The sequence below is a fragment of the Streptomyces sp. NPDC030820 genome (assembly GCF_055572075.1).
This window is the reverse complement of sequence record NZ_JBVIEB010000013.1, coordinates 115525-138177: the sequence shown is the minus strand read 5'-3', so window position 1 is coordinate 138177 and position 22653 is coordinate 115525. Positions and strand designations below refer to the sequence as shown.

Sequence of the window (22653 nt, the reverse complement as noted above, 5' to 3'; positions counted from 1 at the left end):
CCGACGGTGCCGGGCGCCGCAGCCCAGCCCCGCAGGTGCCGGGCGCAGCGGCCCGGCTCCGGTGACGCCGTCAGCCCACGTCGGCCCCCACGTGAGCACTCTCATCAGCCCACTGCACACCCCACCTGCCCACTGCGGATCCTCATCAGCCCACGTCAAACCCCCACCAGCCCACGTCAGCCCACCGGCTGCCGCTGGAGCCGTTCGGCACCGGCGTACACGTTCATCGACGTACCGCGCAGAAAGCCGACCAGGGTCAGGCCGCTCTCGGCTGCCAGGTCGACGGCCAGCGAGGAGGGGGCCGAGACGGCCGCCAGCAGGGGGATTCCGGCGAGCACGGCCTTCTGCACCAGCTCGAAGGAGGCGCGGCCGCTGACCATCAGCAGGGTGCCGCGCAACGGCAGCAGGTTCGAGCGCAGGGCGTGTCCGACGACCTTGTCCACGGCGTTGTGCCGGCCCACGTCCTCGCGCAGGCACAGCAGCTCGCCGTCGGCCGTGAACAGTCCGGCCGCGTGCAGCCCGCCGGTGCTGTCGAACACCTTCTGCGCGGTGCGGAGCTTTCCGGGCAGGGAGGCCAGGAGCTCCGGGCCCACGCGCAGCGGGTCCTCGGCCACGGACCACCTCGTGGCCATGCGCACCGCGTCCAGGCTGGCCTTGCCGCACAGGCCGCACGAGGAGGTGGTGTAGAAGTTCCGCTCCAGCGACGCGTCGGGCATGACGACGCCCGGGGCCAGGCCGACGTCCACCACGTTGTAGGTGTTGCCGCCGTCCGCCGTGGCGCCGGCGCAGTAGCGGATGCCGGTCACATCGCCGGCGGCGTGGACGACGCCCTCGCCGGCGAGGAAGCCGGCCGCGAGATCGAAGTCGTCGCCCGGGGTGCGCATGGTCACGGTGAGGGGGCGCCCGCCGACCCGTATCTCCATCGGTTCCTCGGCGGCCAGGGTGTCCGGCCGGGCGGAGGGCACTCCGTCGCGGATCCGGAGCACCCGCCGCCGTACCGTCACTCGTCCCATGGACATGCTCCTTTCCTGCGGATGCCAGGTGCTCCAGGTGCTCCAGGTTGCTCAGCCGGCGGCGCGCGTGGGCTCCAGGCGGATCAACACGCCTTTGGACGTTGGGGTGTTGCTGATGTCGGCGACGCTGTCCAGCGGTACCAGGACATTGGTCTCGGGGTAGTAGGAGGCCGCGGAGCCTCGGCTGGTGGGATAGGAGACGACGCGGAAGTCCTCCGCCCGGCGTTCCAGCCCGTCGTGCCAGACGGCGACCAGGTCCACCCGGTCGCGGTCGGCGAGCCCGAGGTCGGCCAGGTCGGCGGGGTTGACGAGCACCACCCGGCGGGCGTTGTGGATGCCGCGGTAGCGGTCGTCCATCGCGTACGGCACGGTGTTCCACTGGTCGTGGGAGCGCAGTGTCTGCAGCAGCAGATGGCCCTCGGGGATGTGCGGCATCGTGAACTCGTTGACGGTGAAGACCGCCTTGCCGCTCGGCGTGCGAAAGACGCGCTGGTTGACCGGGTTGGGCAGCCGGAAGCCGCCGGGCCTTGCGACCCGGGCGTTGAAGTCCTCGAAGCCCGGTACGACCCGGGAGATGCGGTCGCGGACGGTGGCGTAGTCCGCCTCGAACTCCTCCCAGGGGATGGCGGGTTCGTCGCCGAGGGTACGGCGGGCCAGCCGGCTGATGATCGCCACCTCGCTGAGCAGGTGCGGTGAGGCCGGCGCCAGGCGGCCGCGGGAGGCGTGCACCTCGCTCATGGAGTCCTCGACGGTGATGAACTGCTCGCCGGACGCCTGGATGTCGCGGTCGCTGCGGCCGAGGGTGGGCAGGATGAGGGCGGTGTCACCGCAGACCGTGTGGGAGCGGTTGAGCTTGGTGGAGATGTGCGCGGTGAGCCGGCACCGCCGCATCGCCTCCTCGGTGACATGGCTGTCGGGGGTGGCCCGGACGAAGTTGCCGGCGACGCCGAGGAAGAGCTTCGCGGTGCCGTCGCGCATGGCCCGGATGCCGTCGACCGAGTCCAGTCCGTGCCGTGTGGGCGGGGTGAACGCGAACTCGCGGCCCAGGGCGTCGAGGAAGGTCTGGGGCATGCGCTCCCAGATGCCCATCGTGCGGTCGCCCTGGACGTTGCTGTGGCCGCGCACCGGGCACACCCCCGCGCCCGGCCTGCCGATGTTGCCGCGCAGCAGCAGGAAGTTGACCACCTCGCGGATGGTCGGGACGCCGTGCTTGTGCTGGGTGAGCCCCATGGCCCAGCAGACGATGATCTTCCCGCTGCGCAGCACCCGGTCGTGGACGCTCTCGATCTCCTCACGGGTGAGCCCGGTCGCGGTGAGGATGTCCTCCCACGGGACCTTCCGGGCCTGGTCGGCGAAGTCGGCGAAGCCGGTGGTGTGGGCGCTGATGAAGCCGTGGTCGAGTACGGTGCCCGGGCGCTCGTCCTCGGCCTCCAGCAGCAGCCGGCCCAGTGCCTGGAAGAGGGCGAGGTCGCCGCCGGGGCGGATCTGCAGGAACTGGTCGGCTATCGCGGTACCCCGGCCGACCACTCCGCGTGCCTTCTGCGGATGCTTGAAGCGGATGAGTCCGGCCTCCGGCAGCGGGTTGACCGCGATGACCTTGCCGCCGTTGCGCTTGGTCTCCTCCAGTGCGGTGAGCATCCTCGGATGGTTGGTGCCCGGGTTCTGTCCGACGACGAAGACGAGGTCCGCGGTGTGGATGTCGTCCAGGGAGACACTTCCCTTGCCGATGCCCAGGGTCTCCATCAGCGCGGAACCGCTGGATTCGTGGCACATGTTGGAGCAGTCCGGCAGGTTGTTGGTGCCATAGGCGCGGGCGAAGAGCTGGAGCAGGAAGGCGGCCTCGTTGTTCAGCCGGCCGGAGGTGTAGAAGAGGGCCTCGTCCGGGGAGTCCAGCCGGCGGAGCTCGCGGGCCAGTACGTCGAGCGCCTCGTCCCAGCCGACCGGTTCATAGTGTTGCGCACCGGGCCGCTTGATCATGGGCTCGGTCAGCCGGCCCTGCTGGTTGAGCCAGTAGTCCGACTTGGCGCCGAGCTCGGCGATCGAGTGCTGGCGGAAGAACTCGGCGGTGACCCGGCGCGAGGTGGCTTCGTCGCTGATGTGCTTGGCGCCGTTCTCGCAGTATTCGTTGAGGTGCCGCTTGCCCGGTGCGGGCTCGGGCCAGGCGCAGCCCGGGCAGTCGAATCCCTTGACCTGGTTGATGTTCAGCAGGGTCAGCGCGGTACGTCGTACGGTCGTCTGCCCCAGCGAGTACTCCAGTGCGTGCGTCACCGCCGGGACACCGGTCGCCCAGCGCTTGGGCGGGGTGACCGACAGATCGTCAACGGGGTCCTCGTTACCGCTCATCTTCCGGTCCGCCTCTTTCTCCGATGGGCACTGCGGGGCAGCATCCGCCTCGTTCCGGAGACACGTCAAAGAGGTGTTTTCGATGGCGTGATAAGCACCGGTTATCAGATAAGCGCCACCTATCGGCACACAAGTGGGACCTCTTTGACTTCCTCGGACGGCTCGCCAACGATGACCCGCATGACGGCATCCCGGACGCACCCGGCCGATGGCACGGCTCCGCACGGACCGCGAACCGAGCCGGAACCGCTCCGGGCCGCGCGGGCCTGGCAGACGGCCCGCGCGATCGCCCGGTCCTGCGCCGGGCAGCCGCTGCCCGCGGTCCCCCGCGTCCTCACCGACGCGCTGGGCCACGCACTGGCCGAACCGCTCGTCGCGCTCACCGACCTGCCGCCGTTCGCGACCGCCGCGATGGACGGCTGGGCCGTGGCCGGACCGGGCCCGTGGCGGCTCGGCGACACCGGCGTCCTGGCCGGCCGGGAACCCGGGCCGCTCGCGGCGGACTCGGCCGTTCCCATCGCCACCGGCGCCCCGGTGCCGCCCGGTGCGACCGCCATACTGCGGCGCGAGCACGGCGAGGCGGACCCCGAGCGGGGCATGCTGTACGACCGCTCCCCCGCGCCGGTGCCCGAAGGCCGCGACATCCGGCCGCGCGGCCAGGAGTGCCGCTCCGGTGAGCCGCTGCTGCCCTCCGGCACCACCGTGACCGAACGGGTGCTGGGCCTGGCGGCCGCCGCCGGGTACGACCGGCTGACGGTGCACCGCCGGCCGAGTGCGGAACTGCTGGTCCTCGGCGACGAGTTGCTCCAGCAGGGCGTGCCGCGCGGCGGGCGGGTCCGGGACGCGCTCGGGCCGCTGCTGCCGCCATGGCTGCACGCGTGTGGCGCCGAGCTGATCGGCCATCATCTCCTCGCCGACGATCTCGCCGCGCTCCGGGAGGCCGTCGACCGCTCACCCGCCGATGTCGTGGTCACGACAGGGAGTACCGCCGCCGGACCGGTGGACTTTCTGCACGACACGCTCCGGGCGATGGGCGTCCGGCTGCTGGTGGACTCCGTGGCCGTGCGGCCGGGTCACCCGATGCTGCTCGCCGAGCTGCCGGCCACGGCCGACGGCCGGGCGCGCCGGCTGGTCGGGCTGCCCGGCAACCCGCTCGCCGCCGTGGCCGGCATGGTCACGCTGGCCGAGCCGCTGCTGCGCCGGCTCGGCGGGCACTCCGGCACCGAGCCGGTGAGGCTGGTGGCCGGCTCCGCCCTGCCCGGCCATCCGTGCGAGACCCGGCTGCTGCCGGTGTTCACCTCGGGGCAGGAGGTGACGCCGCTGCCGTTCGACGGTCCGGCGATGCTGCGCGGCCTGGCCCTGGCGGACGGCCTCGCGGTGGTGCCGGCGGGTGGCCTGCCGGCCGGCGCCGGAGTGGACGTGGTGGAGCTGCCCGGCCGGTGAGCCGGACCTGCCGTCACGGCCGACGAACGAGAGCACGCCCGCCCCTCACTCACGGCAGAGTCGTGCGGTGTGCCGGTCCCGCCGGCGCTAGCGTTGGGGCATGCGCCACGAGGTGACCGACGCCGACACCGCGGCGCGGATGGGCAGCGGTGACGTGCCCGTTCTCGCCGCGCCACGGCTGATCGCGTGGATGGAGGCGGCCACCCTGCGAGCCGCCACGTCCTTCACCGGGTCCGGCCAGACCACCGTCGGCACCGAGGTGCGGGTGCGGCATCTGCGGGCCACGCCGGTCGGCGGCCGGCTGGAGGTGAGCGCCGAACCTTCCGCCGTCGTCACGGGCGGGCGGCTCACCTTCGTGGTGCGGGCCGTCGACGGTTGGGGCCGGCTGGTGGCCACGGGGGAGATCGACCGCGCGGTCGTCGACCGGCAGCGGTTCCTGGCGCGCACGGCGGACCCGGCGCAGGACCCCTGACGGGCAGGATCGTCAGACGGGCGTGTGTCCCTGAAGGTACTCGTGCACGACGGCCGGGAGTGCCAGGTCGATGGTCTCGGGTATCGGCGCCCAGCGCACCTGCTCCGGCGCGAGACTCGCTCCGTCCGACGGGGTCTCGCTCAGCAGCTGGCACACCACCGCCGACGCCGCGTCCGCCGGTGCCCCGTCGTGCGGGATCAGGGGCTCCGTGCCGTCGACGAGGTAACCGGTGAGTTCGTACACGACGCGTGCCGCGGTGGCCTCGGCCGACTCGGCCGGTCCGGGCGTACCGGACGGCAGTGCCCAACCGTCGCCGTCGTCCACGAGCAGCAGCCGTCCGTCGTACAGCGCGACCGCCTGCACCACGCCCTCGGCGGGTTCCAGCGTCATGACCGACCAACCCCTCCCCCGGCGCGCCCGGCCGGGTTGCCCTCCCCCTACCCAGGTGAGCGAGTGGTCAGTACAGCATGGGCAGGTCTCCGGGTCGTACCCGCACCGTGACCGGCAGCGTGGCGTCGACCTCGCCGTCCGCGCCGTAGGGGACGGGCCTGCTCGCTTCGATGCGCAGTTCCCTGCCGCGCAGCACACGCACCTCGGGGCGGTGCACATGACCGCCCGTCTTCAGCTCGTTCATGAGGGTGAAGAACAGCCTGCGCGGTGCCTCCCGGATCATCACCACGTCCAGCAGGCCGTCGTCGACGCGTGCGTCGGGGGCGATGAGCCGACCGGATCCGTAGTAGGGGGAGTTGGCGGCCACGACGGTGTAGCCGCGGTGGGTGTGTTCCTCGCCGTCGACGGTGACGCGGTAGTCGGCCGCACGCCAGGTGGTGACGGCACGCAGGCCGCCCGCGTAGTAGGAGGCGGAACCGCGCAGCAGCCGGGCGTGGTTGGCGTGCCGGTTGGCCACCGCGTCGACGCCGGCGTAGACGCTGCCCAGGACGACCGTGCGCGGGTGGACGGCCGATTCCACCTCGATGGTGTCGACCGGCCGTGGCTCGGCGTGCAGCAGGATGCCGGCGAGTGCGGCGGGGTCGGCGGGCAGGTTCAGGGCGCGGGCGAAGTCGTTGCCGCGTCCCGCGGGCACCAGGCCGAGGACGGTTCCGGTGCCGCTGAGTGCGCCGCCGATGCCGCCGGCGATGCCGTCGCCGCCGACGGCCAGGACGATCCGGCCGCGCTCACCGGCGCGGCGCGCGATGTCCTGGGCGTGGGCGAGGCTGTTGCTGTACTCCGTCTCCAGTTCGGCCCCGGCCTCGCGCAGCAGCCGGGCCAGGTGGAGCAGGGTCGCCGCCCCGGTGGAGCCGCCCGCGGTGGGGTTGACGACGGCGGTGAACTGTCGCATCGGTGTGCCTCCGAAGCAGGCGGATCGGGTGGGGTCGGTCAGCGGATCGGTGGGTCAGTCGGTGGGGAGCAGGACGCCGGGGTTGAGCAGGCCCTCGGGGTCCAGGCTGCGCTTGACGGCGCGCAGGGCCGAGATGCCGAGCGGTCCGGCCTCGCGGACGTACCAGTCGCGGTGGTCGGTGCCGACCCCGTGATGGTGGGAGATGGTGCCGCCGGCCGCCAGGACGGCCTCGTTGGCCGCGTGCTTGGCGGGCGTCCAGTGGGCCACCGGGTCCTCGCCCTGGGCGCTGACGACCGTGAAGTACAGCGAGGCGCCGTTCTCGTAGACGTGGGAGATGTGGCACATCACCAGGGGCGGGGTGCCGGCCTCGGTGAGGGTGTCGGTGAGGGCGGTGCGTACGGCCGTGTAGAGGTCGGGGATGCGGGACCAGAAGGCGGCGGTCTCCAGGGTTTCGGCGAAGGCGCCGACGTCGAGGAGGGCGTCGCGCAGGTACGGCGCCGAGAAGCGGCCGTGGGCCCAGCGTTCGCCCGGTTCCGCGCCGACGAGGGTGCCGCCGCAGGCGGTGAGGACGGCCGCCGCCTGTTCCCGGCGCTGTGCGGTGTCCTCGGGCGTGCCCTCGTAACCGGTGATGGCCAGGCAGCCCGCTCCGCCCTGGGACAAGTCGCCGCCGATGGCGTCCGGTTGGGCCAGGCCGATGAGGGTCTCGGTCTCGTCGGACAGCCGCAGCACGGTCGGCCGGGGTCCGTCCTGGGCGAGCCTGCGCAGCGCGGCGGCGCCCTCCTCGAAGGAGGCGAACCGCCAGCCCTCGTAGATCCGCACCTGTGGCACCGGGCGGATCCGTACGGTGACCGAGGTGATCACGCCGAAGGCGCCCTCCGAGCCGAGGATCAGCTGGCGCAGGTCGGGGCCGGCGGCGGAGCGCGGGGCGCGGCCGGTCTCGATCGTGCCCTCGGGGGTGGCGAGGGTCAGGCCGAGGACCATCTCGTCGAAGCGGCCGTATCCGGCGGACGCCTGTCCGCTGGAGCGGGCGGCGGCGAAGCCGCCGATGGTGGCCCACTCGAAGGACTGCGGGAAGTGGCCGAGGGTGAAGCCGTGTTCGGCGAGCAGGGCCTCGGCCTCGGGGGCGCGCAGTCCGGGTTGGAGTACGGCGGTGCGCGAGACGGGGTCCAGGTCGAGCAGGCCGTTCATGCGGCGCAGGTCCAGGGCGATGAACCCGGTGCGCTGGGGGGCGAGTCCGCCGACGACCGAGGTGCCGCCGCCGAAGGGGACGACGGCGAGGCCGTGTGCGGCGCAGGCGCGCAGCACGGCGAGGACCTCGTCGTGGGAGGCGGGCAGGACCACGGCCTGCGGGACGTCCGCGAAGTCCCCGGCGCGGATGCGCAGCAGGTCGGGGGTGGACTTGCCGCGGGTGTGGCGGATGCGGCTCTCGGTGTCGGTGTGGACGTGGTCCTCGCCGCCGACGGCCTCGGCGAGCGCCTTGAGCGCGGCCGGGGAGGCTGTGGTGGCGGGCAGTTCGATGTCCTCGAGGGTGAGGGCGGGGGTGGTGCGGGGCTTGACGCCGAGCAGGTCGCGCAGCAGTCCGGTCACCGAGTCGGGCAGCGGTGCCGCCTTGGCCGGGTCGCCCCAGCCGTTCCACAGCATGTCCATTGAACGGTCGTCCTCACAGGTCGGTGTGCTCGGTGTCCTCGGTTCACGCGACGGCCGGCGGGCCGCGCCGGGGGTGACGGTGTCTGCTCCGCCCGATCCCGGGGCGTTACACTGTGACACATGACGCCTATTCGTCACAACGGTTCGGACAACGATCATGTGCTCGACGCGGTACGCGACTGTGTGCTGGCCGTCGGCGTCCGCCGCACCACCCTCGCCGACGTGGCCCGCCGCGCCGGTGTCTCGCGGATGACGCTGTACCGGCGCTGGCCGGATCTGCGGACCCTGGTGGGCGATCTGATGACCCGCGAGTGGATCGACGTGGCCACCCGGGCGATCCCCGAGCCCACCGCCGGCACGGACACCCGCACCCGGATCGTGGACGGACTGGTGGCGGGCGTCGAGGCCTTCCGGGCGCATCCGCTCTTCCGCAAGATCGTCGACGTCGACCCGGAACTGCTGCTCCCCTATGTGCTCGACCGGCGCGGAGCCAGCCAGGAGGCGCTGCTGGCGCTGCTGGCCGACGGGCTGCGCGACGGCCACGCGGACGGCTCCGTGCGCCCCGGGCATGTCGAACGGCAGGCCCGCGCCCTGCTGTTGACCGTGCAGTCCTTCACCCTGTCCCTGCGCACGATGACCGACGAGGACGACCCGGAGCTCGACTCCGCCGCCTTCCTCGGCGAGTTGCGCACCCTCCTGGAGAGGACCCTCACACCATGAGCCACACCAGGGCCGACGCCGGCTCGTCCCTCAGCGCACACCGCCGCGGCCGGGAACTGGCCGAGGCCGCCGACGGCAGGGTCGCCGACGTGCTGGTCGTCGGGCTCGGCGCCACCGGGGCCGGAGCCGCGCTGGACGCGGCGGCCCGCGGTCTCGACGTCGTCGCGGTGGACGCCCACGACCTGGCCTTCGGCACGTCCCGCTGGAGTTCGAAGCTCATCCACGGCGGGCTGCGCTATCTGGCCTCCGCGCAGTTCGACGTAGCGCACGAGAGCGCGGTCGAACGCGGGGTGCTGATGACGCGGACCGCCCCGCACCTCGTGGCCGCCCAGCCGTTCGTGCTGCCGCTGACCCCACTGGTGTCCCGGGCCCAGGCCTCGCTGGCGTGGGCCGGGTTCCGGGCCGGTGACATGCTGCGGCTGGCCGCCCGGACCCCGCGCCAGGTCCTGCCCGCCCCGCGGCGGCTGTCGGCGACGGAGGCCCGGCATCTGGCGCCCTCGGTGCGCCCGGCCGGACTGCGCGGCGGGCTGCTGTCCTGGGACGGCAAGGTGACCGACGACGCCCGGCTGGTCACCGCCCTGGCCAGGACGGCCGCCGCGCAGGGCGCCCGGGTGCTGACCCGGGTCAGAGTGCTGGAGCTGACCGGCACCGGCGCCCGGATCCGCGACGAACTCACCGGCGAGGAGGGCGAGATCAGGGCTCGCACGGTCATCAATGCGGCCGGCGTGTGGGCGGGCGAGCTCGTCCAGGGCATCCGCATCCGGCCCTCCCGCGGCACCCATCTGGTCCTGCGCTCGGAGCAGCTCGGCACCCTGCCGGCCGGCCTGCACATCCCCATCCCCGGCGAGACCAACCGCTTCGTCCTGGTCCTGCCCCAGGGCGACGGCCGGGTGTACGTCGGCCTCACCGACGAGCCGGTCGACGGCGGGATCCCGGACGTCCCGGAGGTGCCGGAGACCGACATCGGCTTCCTGCTGGACGTGCTCGGCTCGGTCCTGGACACTCCGGTGACCCGGGAGGAGGTCGTCGGCGCCTTCGCCGGACTGCGCCCCCTGCTGGACACCTCCGGACACGACGGCCGCGACGGAGACCCCGCCCGCACCTCCGACATCTCCCGCCGGCACGCGGTGCTGACGTCCCCCGACGGCATCACGACGATCGTCGGCGGCAAGCTCACCACCTACCGGCGGATGGCCCAGGACGCCGTGGACGCCGCGACCGCCGCCCGGGGACTTCCCGCCGCGCCCTCACCCACCGCGGCGCTGCCCCTCGTCGGCGCCGCCGCACCCGGCCGGCTGCGCACCCTGTCGGCACCCCGGCGCCTGGTCCGCCGCTACGGCACGGAGGCCGAGGCCGTCCACGCCCTCGGGGCCGGGGATCCGGCCCTGGCCGAGCCCGTGCTGCCGGGCCACCCGGTGACCCGTGCGGAACTGCTGTGGGCCGTACGGCACGAGGGCGCCCTGGACGAGTCCGACCTCCTGGACCGGCGCACCCGCATCGGGCTCGTACCCGAAGATCGCGCCGAGGCGCTGGCCGTGGCACGGGAGGTACTGGACGAAGCGGCCGCGCGACGCTGACGCGCCGACCGCCTTGCCCGGGCGAGGCGGTGCCTGGTGTCGGTGGTGATCTCCGGTGGAGGCGGCCTGGTCACGTCTCCGACGCAACGGGCGGGCAGCGCGGCGGAGGCGCCCCTCCGCACCCGGGCAGGGCTCGCTGAGGCGCAGGCCGTGGGCCTTGAGGTGCCGGCCGGCTGGACCGAACGGCGCAGCAGAGCGGGAGCGTCAGAGCAGGCGGCGGATGTCGCCGCGGACCCGGTAGAAGCCGCCGGCCGCCGGGTGCAGGGCGTCCACGACGTAGCGGGCGCCCGGCTCGCGTATCGCCCGCGGGAACTGGACGTTCCAGGAGGTGTCGTAGCCCTCGGACACCACATGCACCCGCAGTCGGCCGCCGTCCTGCACGCACTCGACCACGACGGCTCCGGCCGGTGCCTGTGTGACGGTGGTCACCGCGGCCGCGGCGGTGGCGGGCTGGTAGGTCGGCAGGGCCGCGGCGAGCTTGACGTCCCGCGCCACCGGCACCGTGCCCTGCTGGGCCGCGGCGATGGCCGTCTCGCTCGCGTCGACGCACACCAGAGAGCCGTCGGTGGTCACCAGGTACAGCCGCTCGTCGCGGTACTGCATCGACAGCGCCGAACCGCCGCCCGTGCCGAGCTTCCACAGCCGCGTGCCGTTCTGGTCGAAGCAGTAGACGGAGGACGCGGCGTCCCCGGCGAAGACGAACCGCCCGCCCGGGGAGGTGGCGCACGAGTAGACCGCGCTGTCGCAGGCGTACGTCGCCTCGATGGCGCCGGTCGCCTTCGACAGCCGCTGGACCACGCGGTGCCCGGTGCCCGCGTACACGGCGTCGTCCTCCTGCCAGCCGAACAACACGCTGCCCTTGGTGGCCGTGTGCCACAACTCGCCGCTGCCGTCAGGCGCGTAGGCGGTGACGCCCCGGTGGTGGCCGTGGTACACGGCGCGGTCGTCGGCACGCACCATCCAGGCGTGTTCGCCCTGGCTGCGGCGGGCCCACTGGTGTTCGTCCTCGTGGTCGATGACGGTCAGCCGGCCGTCGCGGTCCGACACGTTCAGGATGCCCTCGTGGATGTCCAGCCAGAAGATGTCGACGTCGGCGGCGATGTCGTACGCGGCGAACGGCAGCTTGGAGGAGAGGTCGTAGACCTTGCCGTCGTCGCAGCCCGCGTAGATCCAGAAGTCGTCGGCGACCAGGCACTTCACCCCGTCCGGCAGACCGAACCGGGCGAGGACGGCGCCGTCGTGGCCGAGGGTGTAGACGTCACCCGCCTGGTTGCCGACCCAGCAGTGTTCGTCGTCGACGTGGATGCCGAAGGCGGCCGAGCCGGTGCGGAACCGCCACAGCACGGGCGCCACCGCCCGGGCGGTGGACGGGGCCGAGCTGACCTGACGCCGGGTCACCGGGCGGGCAGCGCGCTGCCCCTGGACCGCCGGGGCGTATCCCTTGCGGACCTTCTCCCCCACCTTTTTCGCGGCGGCCGCCCGGGCCTTCTCGGCGGTCGGGAAGGTCGTCGTCTGGATCTGCCCGGTGGCCCCGATCCTGCCGTACCGCACCGTCACCACTGCGCCGTCGACGGTCACTTCGTAGAACTTGTGGGCGCCGCCGCCCTCCTGCGACAGCTCCAGATACGTCGTCGACACCGCGGACGCCGTGGTCATGGCAGACCCCTCCCCAGGACGGAACCGCGGCCTTTCCCGCAGGTCCTCACTGATCGAACCGTAAGGGCGACCACTGACAACGGCCCGAGACGGTGGTACGGCAGGGCGGGCCGGCGGCCGGCCTCACTTCCCGGCGCGCAGGAAGGCCGGTATGTCCGCGCGGGTCGGGTAGTTCGGCAGGGGCGCCCGTGCACCCTGGAGGAACGCGGTGATGACGGCGGCGGCTCGTTCGTCGTTGTCGTCGAGGCCGTTCCACAGGTGATGTCCGACCCCGGGCAGGTACTGGGTGCGCTCGACGGCGGGATCGGCGGCCAGAACGGCGGTCTCCCACCGGCGGACCTGGGAGGAGCACTCGGCGATCATCAGCATCGCGGGAGTCCGCGAGCGCCGCAGTCGGGGAGCCAGGGACGCCGAGTCCCTGACCGTCCGCTGGATGCGAAGACTGGCGGCGGGACTGAAGGAGAAGTTGTCCGCCGCGTCCTCCACCGGGATGCGATGGGCGTCGCGGGCGCAGTAGGCGGACGCGGTGTCGCCACCGAGGTCGGCGGCGGTGAACGCGTTGTCGCCCTCGGCCTGGCCGATCAGACCGTTGTCGGGGCTGAGGAGCCCGAGGCGCATCAGGCCGAACGCGACGGCGTACCGCGGGACATGGGTCGAACGCGGCCCCGTCGGGGCCGGTGCGAGGCCGCGCGCGGAGGGCCGGCCGGTGTGTGCGGTGAGTCGCGCGGTGGGGCCGTCCATCGGTCCCGGCTCGGCGATGACCGCCCGGTGCAGGCGCGCGGCGACACGCGGATCGGCCAGCCCCCGGGTGAGGACGACCGCGCCCCCGGAGAAGCCGAGGACGTCGACTCGGCCCCGGCCCAGGCGGTCGACGAAGGCGCCGAGGTCGCGCACCGACCTGTCGATCGTGTACTGGCGCATCGGGAGCAGGTCGCTGCGTCCGCCACCGGCCTGCTCGTAGGCATAGACGTCGTAGCCCTTGCGTGCGAGGAGACGCAGGAAGCGGTGGTCCAGCAGCGAGATGCCCCGGACCGGGCCGCCGTTGAGATACACCAGCGGGATGCGGTGCCGGGCGCCGGAGTCGCGGGGCGGGTAGTGGTAGACCGCGACCCTGCTGCCCGTCGACAGCCGCCAGTGCTGTGCGGTCACGAAGGGCAGCGCGGCCGGGAACCGCCGGGCCGTCGGCACGGTCGGGATGCAGACCGATGCCGTCAACGTGGCTGCGAGCGCCACCGGCAGGAAGGGAACGAGCCGAGCGGGCCCGGTACGGCGCCGGCCGCGCCGGAGCGCGACGGCCGTAGCGGCCGCGAGGGTGGTCCCCCACGCGGCCAGTCCCCCACCGGCCCCGTCCGTCAGGACGAGCAACGCGAGGAAGACGGCGACCAGGCCCGCGACAGCGGCCGGCACGACCAGTAAGCGGCCGACGGCACGAACCGGACGCGGAGTGGATCCGGATGTGGACATGGATGAGCCCCCAGAGTTTCAGAACGACGTTTCAAAACGACGTTATCAAACTCGCTAGACTGATCCCATGGGACGGCCGAGAACGAACGACGAGTCAGTCGCGGAACGACTGGTGGCGTGCGCGACGGAACTGCTCGCCACCGGCACGCGCGAGTCACTGACCGTCCGCGCCGTCGCCGCGGCGGCAGGCACGTCCACGACGGCGGTCTACTCGCTGTTCGGCGGCAAGGACGGACTGATCGGCGAGGTGCGGGACAGAGCCGTCGCCGGGCTGCATCAGCACCTCTCGGCGGTACCGGCCTCGGCGGATCCCCTCGCCGACCTCTACGCGCTGGCCGTCGCCTACCGGCGGTGGGGACGCGAGCACCGCCGGCTGTACGCGGTCCTGTTCGGCGGGGTGCAGTCCTTCGACCCGTCGGGCCCGGTCGGCACCGCCGACCCCGTCCGACCGCTGCTCGCGGCGATCGACCGCGCGTCGAGGGCCTCCGTGCTCACCGGCGAGGTGACCCGGATCGCCCTTTCGCTGTGGGTGACTCTGCACGGCCTGGCGATGCTCGAACTGGCCGGCGCCCTCGACGCAGCCATGGCGGAGACTGCGTTCCGGTCGACGATCGAGGCCACGCTGCGCGGCTGGATGACCCCTGCCGCGTTCCGCAGACACAGGGGGCCTACGCCGTCCGGCACCGACCCCGTGGCGTCTCCCGAAGCTTTTCCGCCGTCAGAGTCCCGGTGACTGCACCCACGCCCTCATTCCGCCGACCAGGTCGCGGCAGTGCTCGCTCCACAGGTCTTCGTCCGCGTCCGGCAGCAGCACGCGGTCCGGGCGGAGGGCGTCGAGGGTCCGCCCCTGGCGCACGTACTTTTTGTCCGAGCGGCGCAGCTGCTTCTGCGTGCGCCGCGTCACAACGACCCTCACCCACCGATGACTTCGGCGAACCGCACGGTGTCGATGTTGCCGCCGGAGGCGATGATGCCGATGCGGGGCGGTGGGCTGTCGACGCGGCCGGCCAGGAGTGCGGCCAGGCCGGTGGCGCCGCTGGGTTCGAGGACGATCTTCAGGCGTTCGAAGGCGAACCGCATGGCGGCGACGATCTCCGCGTCGCTGACGAGGGCGATGGCGTCGATCAGGCGCCGGTTGATCTCGAAGGTGAGCTCGCCGGGCGTGGGCAAGGCCTGCCCGTCGGCGATGGTCCGGGGCACGGGCACGGTGACGCGGGCGCCGCTCTCCAGGGACCGCTTGGTGTCGTCCCCTTCCTCCGGCTCCACGCCGATGACCCGGATGCCCGGGTGCAGGGCCTTGGCGGCCGTGGCGCTGCCGGCGATCAGGCCACCGCCTCCGACGGGCACGAGCAGCGCGTCGAGCGGGCCTGTCTCGTCGAGGAGTTCCAGGGTGGCGGTGCCCTGTCCGGCGATGACATGGGGGTGGTCGTAGGGCGGGATGAGGGCCAGGCCGCGGTCCTCGGCCAGCGCCGTACCGAGCGCGGTACGGTCCTCGGTGTAGCGGTCGTAGGTGACGATCTCGGCACCGTATCCGGCGGTCGCCTCCCGCTTGAGGCGCGGAGCGTCCTCGGGCATCAGGATGACGGCGCTGGTGCCGAGTTCGCGGGCGGCGAGGGCGGTGGCCTGGGCGTGGTTGCCGGAGGAGTAGGCGGCGATGCCCTTCGCCAGCTGGTCCGGGGAGAGCTGGGCGGCCGCGTTGTAGGCGCCGCGGAACTTGAAGGCGCCGACGCGCTGGAAGTTCTCGCACTTGATGAACACCTCGGCACCGACAAGGGCGTTCAGGGTGCGGGAGGTGACGACGGGGGTGCGGTGGGCGACGCCTTCGAGGCGCGCGGCGGCCGCACGGATGTCGTCGTACGTTACGGGCGAAGCGGCGGCCATGGCGGTCTCCGGAAGCTGCCTGGACTGATTTTCCATTCTTAGACTCGAACTCTATGGAGCTGGGCGCCGTTCTGTCCAGGGAAAGGCGAGACGGGCGTGCCGTCGGACATCCGGTATTGGATCGTGGCAGACGACGAGTTGGGGTGAGCGAGGACGCCGACCGCTTCCCACGGGAGTTGAGGTTGGCCGTGGCGGGCGGGCGACGACGTCACCGTTTCCGGCCTCGCCCGCGTCGGCCGCGTGGACCGGAACACCCGTCTCGCTCGAGGAACGCACGGAGGAACTCGAAGCAGTTCGAACCGCGAACAGGGAGTTGACCCGTGCCTGAACCATCCTCGTTCCGGGCGGTCATGAGCTGTGACTGAGCACTTCAGTCGGCGAGTTGAGCGTTGTGGTCGGCGAGCGAGCTGATCTCGCCGGACAGGGCACACCTGTCGGGGGGTCGTCGAGGTCCGCGTCAGGACCGGGCGAGGACGCAGAACTCGTGGCCCTCCGGGTCGGCCAGGCACTTCCACGGAACGTCGCCCTGGCCGACGTCGAGGTCGGTGGCGCCGAGGGCTCGCAGGCGGGTCACCTCCGCCTCTTGATCGTCACCGGGGCCCGGCACCAGGTCAAGATGGACGCGGTCCGGCACGGTCTTCACGCCGGGCGTGCGGAGGAACTCGAGATACGGGCCGACCCCCTTGGCGGAGCGCAACACCGCGTGATCGTCAGTCACCTCATGCAGGGTCCAGTCCGTCGCCTCACCCCAGAACCGGGCCATGGCCTGCGGATCCGCGCAGTCGACCACCACCCGGGCGATCGGCCCGGTGTCCCGGTGGATGTCCCGGGGCTCCAGCACGCAGAACTCATTGCCCTCCGGGTCGGCGAGGACCGTCCACGGCACTTCGCCCTGGCCCACGTGGGCGGGCGTCGCACCGAGGGACTGGAGGCGCGCGACCAACTCGGCCTGATGGGCTGCAGAGGTGGTGGCGAGGTCGAGGTGCACACGGTTCTTTGTTGTTGTCTTGGGTTCCGGGACGGCGATGACGTCGATGCAGACGGTGACCGGGTCCAGCCAATCGAAGCCGACGGGTTTGGCGGCGGTCGCACCGGGTTCCGAGCTGGAAACACCCCAGCCGAGCGCCTGCCCCCAGAACCGGCCGACCGCCGAGTCGTCAAGGGCCTTTATGTTCACCAGAACGGGTCGGAGCGTCATGCCGACGATCCTATGCACGCTGCAACGACATCCGCAGGCATCCCTGTTGCGGTGGACAAGCTCAGCCACACCGGCTGAGCTGCATCAACCTGAAGGACCTACCTGGACGGGCGAGACCGAGCGACGGAGCGCGGACTCCTCCGGCGCGCACCGAGCGGCGGCGGAGCGGCCCGGACGAGCCGGGGTGGGCGGGCGGGGAACGACCCGAGCGCAATGGATTAACCGTTCCCCGCCCCCGGCGCGTCGGCCCGCCTCGTCACGGACACGGAGGGACGACCCGCGACCGGTCGGACGAAGCATCGACTCACCGATCTTGTTCCGACCATCCGACGCCGACGACGCGCAAGCCAGCGGAGCCGGTCCGGCCGGGTGACGGGCGCCCCGTGCAGGGGTCCTGCCGGGGGGCGACGCTTGGCCCCGCACGTCACGCGGAGGCCGACCCCCGATGCCGCCCGCCCTCGCGCGGTGACCGCAAGCAGGCCACGAGCGACACCCCGCCGCGCCAGGAAGCAGGCCGCGTACGGCGCCCCCCCTCGCACGGAGTCCGGAGTCACGCCGCTTACGGCACCCCGTCCCGGAGGGTGCCCGGCCGGCGCGGAGCGGCAGGCGGGTCTGCCACATGAGCCGCGCCCGCCGGGCAGCGGCCAGCGCGAGGTCCTCCGCTACGAGCGCGACCCGGGTCGGCGGCCTGGTCCACGTCGACATCAAGAAGCCCGGACGCATCCCCCAGCGCGGCTACTGCCGCATGCACGGCCTGGGCACACACGCCGCCCGCGCTTCCGAACGCGCTGGTCCCGGCACCGGGCTGCTGCTGATCCTGAGCTCCCGGAACTCGCCCCGCGCACCAGATAGTTGATGTGGCAAGCTTTGGCCAACCGTTTGCGGGACCGAGGCCGTGACGGTCGTGGAGAGGAGCACAGCGTGACTCAGGACGGCGGCCAGACCGTGCACATCGACACCAGCAAGCCGCATCCCGCACGGATCTACGACTACCTCCTGGGCGGCAAGGACAATTACGAGGTGGATCAGTTGGCGGGCGAGCAACTGGCCGCGGCCGCGCCCGAGGTGTGGATCTCCGTGCGGGCCAACCGTGCTTTTCTGCACCGTGCGGTCCGGTACGTCATCGGCAGCGGCGTGCGCCAGATCCTCGACATCGGCACCGGGCTGCCCACCTCGCCGAACGTGCACGAGGTCGCCCAGGAGCTGGCTCCGGACGCGCGCGTCGCCTATGTCGACAACGATCCGATCGTGAAGGCGCACGGCGACGCGCTGCTCAGCCGGGCCGGCACGACCAGCATCGTGCTCGCCGACCTGCGCGATCCGCAGTCCGTCGTCGATCATCCCGAGGTGCGCCGGATCATCGATTTCGACCGGCCGGTCGCCCTGTTCCTCGTCGCGATCCTCCACTTCATACGCGACACGGACGAGCCCGAGCGGATCGTGGCCACCCTGCGCGACGCGCTTCCGGCCGGCAGCTTCCTGGTGCTCTCGCACGCGACGGGCGACTTCGCCGACGACCGCAGCGAGGCCGAGGCCGTCTACAACAGCGCGACCGCCACCATGAACCTCCGGTCCCGCGACCGGGTCGAGCGGTTCTTCGACGGGTTCGAACTGGTCGAGCCCGGCCTGACCCAGGTTCCCTTCTGGCGCCCGGACACCACCCCGCCGCCCGGCTCCGAGGCCATCGGTTTCTACGGCGGCGTGGCCCGCAAGAGCGCCTGAAACCGGGATCACCGGCAGCGGCGTCCCGCCGGTACCCCCGATCCGAGCACCACGCCCTGCGCGCCTCGCCTCAGGGACCGACCCCCGTCGTGCCGATCCCGCCGGAACGGCATCGAGGAGGCCGGCGCGACGGCCTTGACCTGGCCCCGGCGCAGTCGCTGGGCGCGCGGGTTGGGCCGGTAGCCCAGCTCGGCGACGATCTTCGTGATGCGTTCGCGGGTTCGCGGGTCGGCCTTGCCGGTGCCGTTGAGGGCATGGGACACCGTGGTCGCCGCGACGCCGCCGCGGCGACGTCGGCGATCGTGGGCCGGCGAGCGCCGTGTGAGCTGGTCATGGGCTCGCCTTCCCAACCTCCGCCGCGCGGGGCCGGCGCCGCCTTCGCCTCGGCCGATCGCCTCGACAAGAGTTGCCGCACGCCCGGGCGTTGACGCGTGCTCGGCTCAGGGCGTTGCGCTGCCGGCAGGCTGCGAGCCGCTGGGGCTGTCCGCCGCCCGTGGCCCCTTCGGCGAGGCGCCGGTCGCCCCGAGATCGTACGCACCGGCGAGCTGCACCAGGGCCGACGGCCGCTGCGCGACCACCTGCGACGACACCGGAGGCCGCGCATGCCTGGTCCTGGCCGATTCCGACGCGGGGGGGGCACGATTGCCGCCCGTATCAACGGCACGCTCCGCCCGCCGACCGCATCCGGCGCCACCACGTACCGTGCACAGCCGTACACAGGGTCGCCTCCGGCCCACCCCGAGGACGAGAGGCGCGACCGTACCGCCCCCGCCCTCTGCCGTACCTGAGAGCAGCTCACCGTGGAGGGGCAGAGCGAGGAGGCGATCGGACGCATCGCACCGGAGTCGGCGGGCCGGTGCGCCCACCGCTCCCCACGGGCGCCGCGCCTGGTGGGGCTCGCGTGATGGTGCGACGCTGGGTGGAGAGGTCTGCGACGAGGGGCATCCTGGAGGGCCGATGGGACGGGACGTCCCGGCGCTCGTCTTCACCCGCGAGGACCGCCGGCGGTACCGGATCAAGATGCACGCGTGTCTGGACGCGTTGGCGCAGATGCTGCGCGAGGCACGGTTCGAGTCCGAGCGGCCGCAGGTCGGTCTGGAGATCGAGCTGAACCTGGTCGGCGACGACGCCGAGCCGGCGATGCGCAACACCGATGTACTGAAGGCGATCTCCGACCCCGCCTGGTCCACCGAGCTGGGCCGGTTCAACCTGGAGATCAACGTGCCGCCACGCCGGCTGACGGCGGGCGGACCCGACGCGTGGGAGTCGGAGATCCGCGCCGCGCTGAACCACGCGGACGAGCGGGCCAGGTCGATCGGCACCCGGCTGATCATGATCGGGATCCTGCCCACGCTGCGGCAGCAGGACATCGGCGAGGAGACCCTGTCGGAGAACCCGCGCTACCAGCTGCTCAACGACCAGATCTTCGCGGCCCGCGGCGAGGACCTGCGCATCGAGGTGGACGGCGAGGACCGGCTGCGCACCTACGCGGACACCATCACCCCCGAGGCCGCGTGCACGAGCACGCAGTTCCATCTCCAGGTGTCCCCCGAGGAGTTCGCCCCGTACTGGAACGCGGCGCAGGCCATCGCCGGGGTCCAGGTGGCGCTGGCGGCGAACTCACCGTTCCTGTTCGGCAAGGAGCTGTGGCACGAGACCCGCATCCCGCTGTTCGAACAGGCCACGGACACCCGCCCGGAGGAGATCAAGGTGCAGGGCGTACGGCCCCGGGTGTGGTTCGGGGAGCGCTGGATCAACAGCGTCTTCGACCTCTTCGAGGAGAACCTGCGCTACTTCCCCGCCCTCCTCCCGCTCTGCGACGAGCAGGACCCGGCGGAGACCCTGGATCGCGGCGACATCCCGGATCTGGGCGAACTGACCCTGCACAACGGCACGATCTACCGCTGGAACCGCCCGGTGTACGCCGTCTCCCACGACCTCCCGCACATCCGGGTGGAGAACCGGGTGCTGCCCGCCGGCCCGACCGTCGCCGACACCCTCGCCAACGGTGCCTTCTACTACGGCCTCACCCGGGCCCTGGTGGAGGAGGAGCGGCCGGTGTGGTCGCGGATGTCGTTCGCGGCCGCCGAGGACAATCTGCACACTGCCGCCCGGCGCGGCATCGACGCCCCGTTGTACTGGCCCGGCATGGGCGAGGTGCCGGTGCCGGAGCTGGTCCTGCGCAGGCTGCTGCCGCTGGCGCACCGCGGACTGGAGCTGTCCGGCATGGACGAGGCGTGGCGGGAGCCGCTGCTCGGCATCATCGAGCAGCGCTGCGTGACGGCACGCAACGGCGCGGTGTGGCAGAAGGAGATGTTCCACCACCTCGACGCCACCACGCGAGCCGGCCGCCATGAGGCGCTGCGCCAGATGACCCAGTTGTACATCGACTACATGCACCTGAACGCGCCCGTCCACACATGGCCGGTGGACTGACCCGGCTCAGCCACGCCCGCCGAGCAGGTTCACCGCGCGGTCGAAGGCGGAGTCGCGGTTCTTGGCGAACTCCTCCTTGGTGAAGACCGGTTCGGCCGGCTGCGGCAGGATGCCCGGGCCGGCGAAGGTGCGGCCGGTGCGGGTCAGGAACACCTCGTGCGGCAGGCCGAAGAGCGGGCCGTCGGGCAGGTGGCGCACCGTCACCCGGAGGACGCCGTCCTGTTCACGCAGGCTCATGGGGATGCCGTCGAGGTTGCTCCGGCTCTCCTCGGGCGTGAAGTCCTGCCGCTCGGTCATCCATACGACGTGACGCGCTCCAACGCCCCTCGGGCATCGGGAATCCGACCGGCACGGCGTTCCGCCGGGCGGCAGCGGCGCCGCCGCGTGACAGCTTGGTCCAGACGGTCCGCACCCACTGCGCGGTGATGTCCATCGCCGCACCGCGCCCTACGCGGGCGACCCGGCCGGCCGCTCGCGCTCCGCGCCGGGGCACGGCGGCGTGTCCGGCAAATGGGCCTTCGCCCATTCGGCCAGTTCCCGGAGCGCCGGCCCCAGAGCGGCCCCCGCCTCGGTCAGCCGGTAGGACACACGCAGCGGCGGACCCTCGTCGACCTCGCGGAGCACGAGTCCGGCCGCGCCGAGTTCCGCGAGCCGGTCGGACAGCATGCGCTCGCTGATGCCGGGGACGGCCCGGCGCAGGTCGGCGAAGTGCGCGGGCTGTTCCACCAGGACGGCCACGATCGGTCCGCTCCAGCGCTTTCCGAGCAGCTGGAAGACACGGGTGATGCCGTCGTCCACCTGCTTGCACACCGCGCTGTCGTGGGTCACGTCCGCCGCCATGCGATCAGGGTACTACCTCGCCGTAGGGGGGTGAAGAAAAGTAAGCTCCTGTGCTTAAGATAGCTATGCACGAAAACTCAGCCACTGCTGAGTCACGGGATACCCCTGTCCCTTTTGTCTTCTCTCTGGAGTCCACCATGGCCACCCTGTTGCACATCGACTCGTCCGTGTTCCCGACCCAGGCCTCGGCCTCGCGCGCCGTGGCGGAGGCCTTCCGCACGCACTGGCAGGAGCAGCACCCCGACGGCACGGTCGTCTACCGCGACCTCGCGGCGCAGCCCGTCCCGCACATCACCGCCGCCGCGCACACCGCAGGCTTCGCCGACCCGGCGTCGCACACGCCGGAGCAGGCCGCCGCCTTCGCCGAGCGCGTCCGGCTGATCGAGGAGCTGGAGCAGGCCGACGCGGTGCTGATCGGCGCCCCGATGTACAACTACTCGATCCCCTCGACCCTCAAGGCCTGGCTGGACAATGTGATCCTCTTCGGCCGCACCGCGGGCGAGACCCAGTCCGCGAAGGGCACCCCGGTGACGGTCGTCGCCAGCCGGGGCGGTGCGTACGGGCCGGGCACCCCGCGCGAGGGATACGAGTACGTGCAGAACTACCTCTCGGCCGTCCTCGCCGACGCCCTCGGCCTGGACCTCGACTTCATCGTCCCGGAGCTGACCATGGCCCCGCAGAACCCGGCGATGGCCGAACTGATCCCGCTCTACGAGGCTTCCCGCGACCGCGCCCTGCAGGAGGCCGCCGCCAAGGCCAAGCAGCTCGCGGAGCGCCTGGCCGCCTGACCGACCCGCCCCGGGCCCGGGGGGGGGGGGGGGGGGGGGGGGGGGGGGGGGTGGGGGGGGGGGGGGGGGGGGGGGGGGGGGGGGGAGGGAGGGGGAGGGGGGGAGGGGAGGAGG

20 protein-coding genes and 1 pseudogene are annotated in these 22653 nt (G+C 72.5%); 8 read left to right on the top strand and 13 right to left on the bottom strand.

Annotated elements, in window-relative coordinates; all coding sequences use genetic code 11:
* Window positions 1-176: 176 nt before the first annotated feature.
* Complete coding sequence (fdhD, locus tag ACZ418_RS31835; RefSeq protein WP_468369922.1) at window positions 177-1013, bottom strand: formate dehydrogenase accessory sulfurtransferase FdhD; 837 nt, start codon at window positions 1011-1013, stop codon at window positions 177-179.
* A gap of 51 nt (window positions 1014-1064) precedes the next feature.
* On the bottom strand, window positions 1065-3356 hold the full coding sequence (locus ACZ418_RS31830; RefSeq protein ID WP_468369920.1) for an FdhF/YdeP family oxidoreductase: 2292 nt from the start codon (window positions 3354-3356) through the stop codon (window positions 1065-1067).
* A 180-nt stretch (window positions 3357-3536) separates the two neighbouring features.
* Here ACZ418_RS31830 and ACZ418_RS31825 point away from each other — a divergent pair, with 180 nt between their 5' ends.
* A complete protein-coding gene (locus ACZ418_RS31825; RefSeq protein WP_468369918.1) occupies window positions 3537-4799 on the top strand; it encodes a molybdopterin molybdotransferase MoeA in 1263 nt (420 codons plus the stop codon).
* Between the two features lie 100 nt (window positions 4800-4899).
* Window positions 4900-5271 carry a thioesterase family protein gene (locus ACZ418_RS31820; protein ID WP_468369915.1) on the top strand — a complete coding sequence of 124 codons (372 nt, stop codon included), beginning with the start codon at window positions 4900-4902 and terminating at the stop codon, window positions 5269-5271.
* Between the two features lie 12 nt (window positions 5272-5283).
* On the opposite strand, the gene ACZ418_RS31815 is transcribed toward ACZ418_RS31820, so the two are convergent.
* The 3 genes from ACZ418_RS31815 to ACZ418_RS31805 form a co-directional block, all read right to left on the bottom strand.
* Complete coding sequence (locus ACZ418_RS31815) at window positions 5284-5661, bottom strand: NUDIX hydrolase (protein ID WP_450982155.1); 378 nt, start codon at window positions 5659-5661, stop codon at window positions 5284-5286.
* A gap of 67 nt (window positions 5662-5728) precedes the next feature.
* Window positions 5729-6610, bottom strand: coding sequence for a diacylglycerol kinase family protein (locus tag ACZ418_RS31810; RefSeq protein WP_468369911.1), 882 nt, complete (start codon window positions 6608-6610; stop codon window positions 5729-5731).
* A 54-nt stretch (window positions 6611-6664) separates the two neighbouring features.
* Window positions 6665-8257, bottom strand: coding sequence for an FAD-binding oxidoreductase (locus ACZ418_RS31805; protein WP_468369908.1), 1593 nt, complete (start codon window positions 8255-8257; stop codon window positions 6665-6667).
* Window positions 8258-8377: 120 nt separating this feature from the next.
* On the opposite strand from ACZ418_RS31805, the gene ACZ418_RS31800 reads away from it, so the two are divergent.
* Window positions 8378-8977: a TetR/AcrR family transcriptional regulator gene (locus ACZ418_RS31800; protein ID WP_468369906.1), complete on the top strand. Its 600-nt coding sequence runs from the start codon at window positions 8378-8380 to the stop codon at window positions 8975-8977.
* Complete coding sequence (locus ACZ418_RS31795; protein WP_468369904.1) at window positions 8974-10554, top strand: glycerol-3-phosphate dehydrogenase/oxidase; 1581 nt, start codon at window positions 8974-8976, stop codon at window positions 10552-10554. Before ACZ418_RS31800 ends, ACZ418_RS31795 begins: the two co-directional genes overlap by 4 nt.
* Window positions 10555-10758: 204 nt before the next feature.
* Here ACZ418_RS31795 and ACZ418_RS31790 read toward each other — a convergent pair whose 3' ends face one another.
* Together ACZ418_RS31790 and ACZ418_RS31785 are read right to left on the bottom strand one after the other, a co-directional pair.
* Window positions 10759-12210, bottom strand: coding sequence for a WGR domain-containing protein (locus ACZ418_RS31790; protein WP_468369902.1), 1452 nt, complete (start codon window positions 12208-12210; stop codon window positions 10759-10761).
* 123 nt (window positions 12211-12333) lie between these two features.
* Window positions 12334-13617 (bottom strand): alpha/beta fold hydrolase, encoded by a 1284-nt coding sequence (locus ACZ418_RS31785; RefSeq protein WP_468369899.1) that lies wholly within the window; start codon window positions 13615-13617, stop codon window positions 12334-12336.
* Window positions 13618-13741: 124 nt separating this feature from the next.
* Between ACZ418_RS31785 and ACZ418_RS31780 the strand changes: the two genes are divergently transcribed.
* Entirely contained in the window at window positions 13742-14407 is a 666-nt protein-coding gene (locus ACZ418_RS31780) for a TetR/AcrR family transcriptional regulator (RefSeq protein WP_468369896.1), read from the top strand.
* Here the strand turns inward: ACZ418_RS31780 and ACZ418_RS31775 are convergent.
* From ACZ418_RS31775 to ACZ418_RS31765, 3 genes are all read right to left on the bottom strand, one after another.
* A complete protein-coding gene (locus tag ACZ418_RS31775) occupies window positions 14393-14578 on the bottom strand; it encodes a hypothetical protein (protein ID WP_468369893.1) in 186 nt (61 codons plus the stop codon). The two genes, ACZ418_RS31780 and ACZ418_RS31775, sit on opposite strands and share 15 nt — an antisense overlap.
* An 8-nt stretch (window positions 14579-14586) precedes the next feature.
* The gene (locus tag ACZ418_RS31770) at window positions 14587-15555 is read right to left on the bottom strand and encodes a threo-3-hydroxy-L-aspartate ammonia-lyase (protein ID WP_468370286.1); all 969 of its coding nucleotides are present in this window, start codon (window positions 15553-15555) and stop codon (window positions 14587-14589) included.
* A 457-nt stretch (window positions 15556-16012) separates the two neighbouring features.
* Entirely contained in the window at window positions 16013-16753 is a 741-nt protein-coding gene (locus tag ACZ418_RS31765; protein ID WP_468369891.1) for a VOC family protein, read from the bottom strand.
* 921 nt (window positions 16754-17674) lie between these two features.
* Between ACZ418_RS31765 and ACZ418_RS31760 the strand changes: the two genes are divergently transcribed.
* The gene (locus ACZ418_RS31760) at window positions 17675-18475 is read left to right on the top strand and encodes an SAM-dependent methyltransferase (protein ID WP_468369889.1); all 801 of its coding nucleotides are present in this window, start codon (window positions 17675-17677) and stop codon (window positions 18473-18475) included.
* Between the two features lie 104 nt (window positions 18476-18579).
* Here the strand turns inward: ACZ418_RS31760 and ACZ418_RS31755 are convergent.
* A pseudogene (locus ACZ418_RS31755) lies at window positions 18580-18809 on the bottom strand (LacI family DNA-binding transcriptional regulator); the annotation flags it as partial.
* 623 nt (window positions 18810-19432) lie between these two features.
* Between ACZ418_RS31755 and ACZ418_RS31750 the strand changes: the two are divergent.
* The gene (locus ACZ418_RS31750) at window positions 19433-20911 is read left to right on the top strand and encodes a glutamate-cysteine ligase family protein (protein WP_468369888.1); all 1479 of its coding nucleotides are present in this window, start codon (window positions 19433-19435) and stop codon (window positions 20909-20911) included.
* 6 nt (window positions 20912-20917) lie between these two features.
* On the opposite strand, the gene ACZ418_RS31745 is transcribed toward ACZ418_RS31750, so the two are convergent.
* Both ACZ418_RS31745 and ACZ418_RS31740 read right to left on the bottom strand, forming a co-directional pair.
* Window positions 20918-21208, bottom strand: a complete 291-nt coding sequence (locus tag ACZ418_RS31745) for a hypothetical protein (RefSeq protein WP_468369885.1) — start codon at window positions 21206-21208, stop codon at window positions 20918-20920.
* Between the two features lie 150 nt (window positions 21209-21358).
* Complete coding sequence (locus ACZ418_RS31740; protein WP_468369882.1) at window positions 21359-21751, bottom strand: winged helix-turn-helix transcriptional regulator; 393 nt, start codon at window positions 21749-21751, stop codon at window positions 21359-21361.
* A 137-nt stretch (window positions 21752-21888) separates the two neighbouring features.
* Between ACZ418_RS31740 and ACZ418_RS31735 the strand changes: the two genes are divergently transcribed.
* Window positions 21889-22539, top strand: coding sequence for an FMN-dependent NADH-azoreductase (locus ACZ418_RS31735; RefSeq protein WP_468369880.1), 651 nt, complete (start codon window positions 21889-21891; stop codon window positions 22537-22539).
* The last annotated feature ends 114 nt before the right edge of the window (window positions 22540-22653 follow it).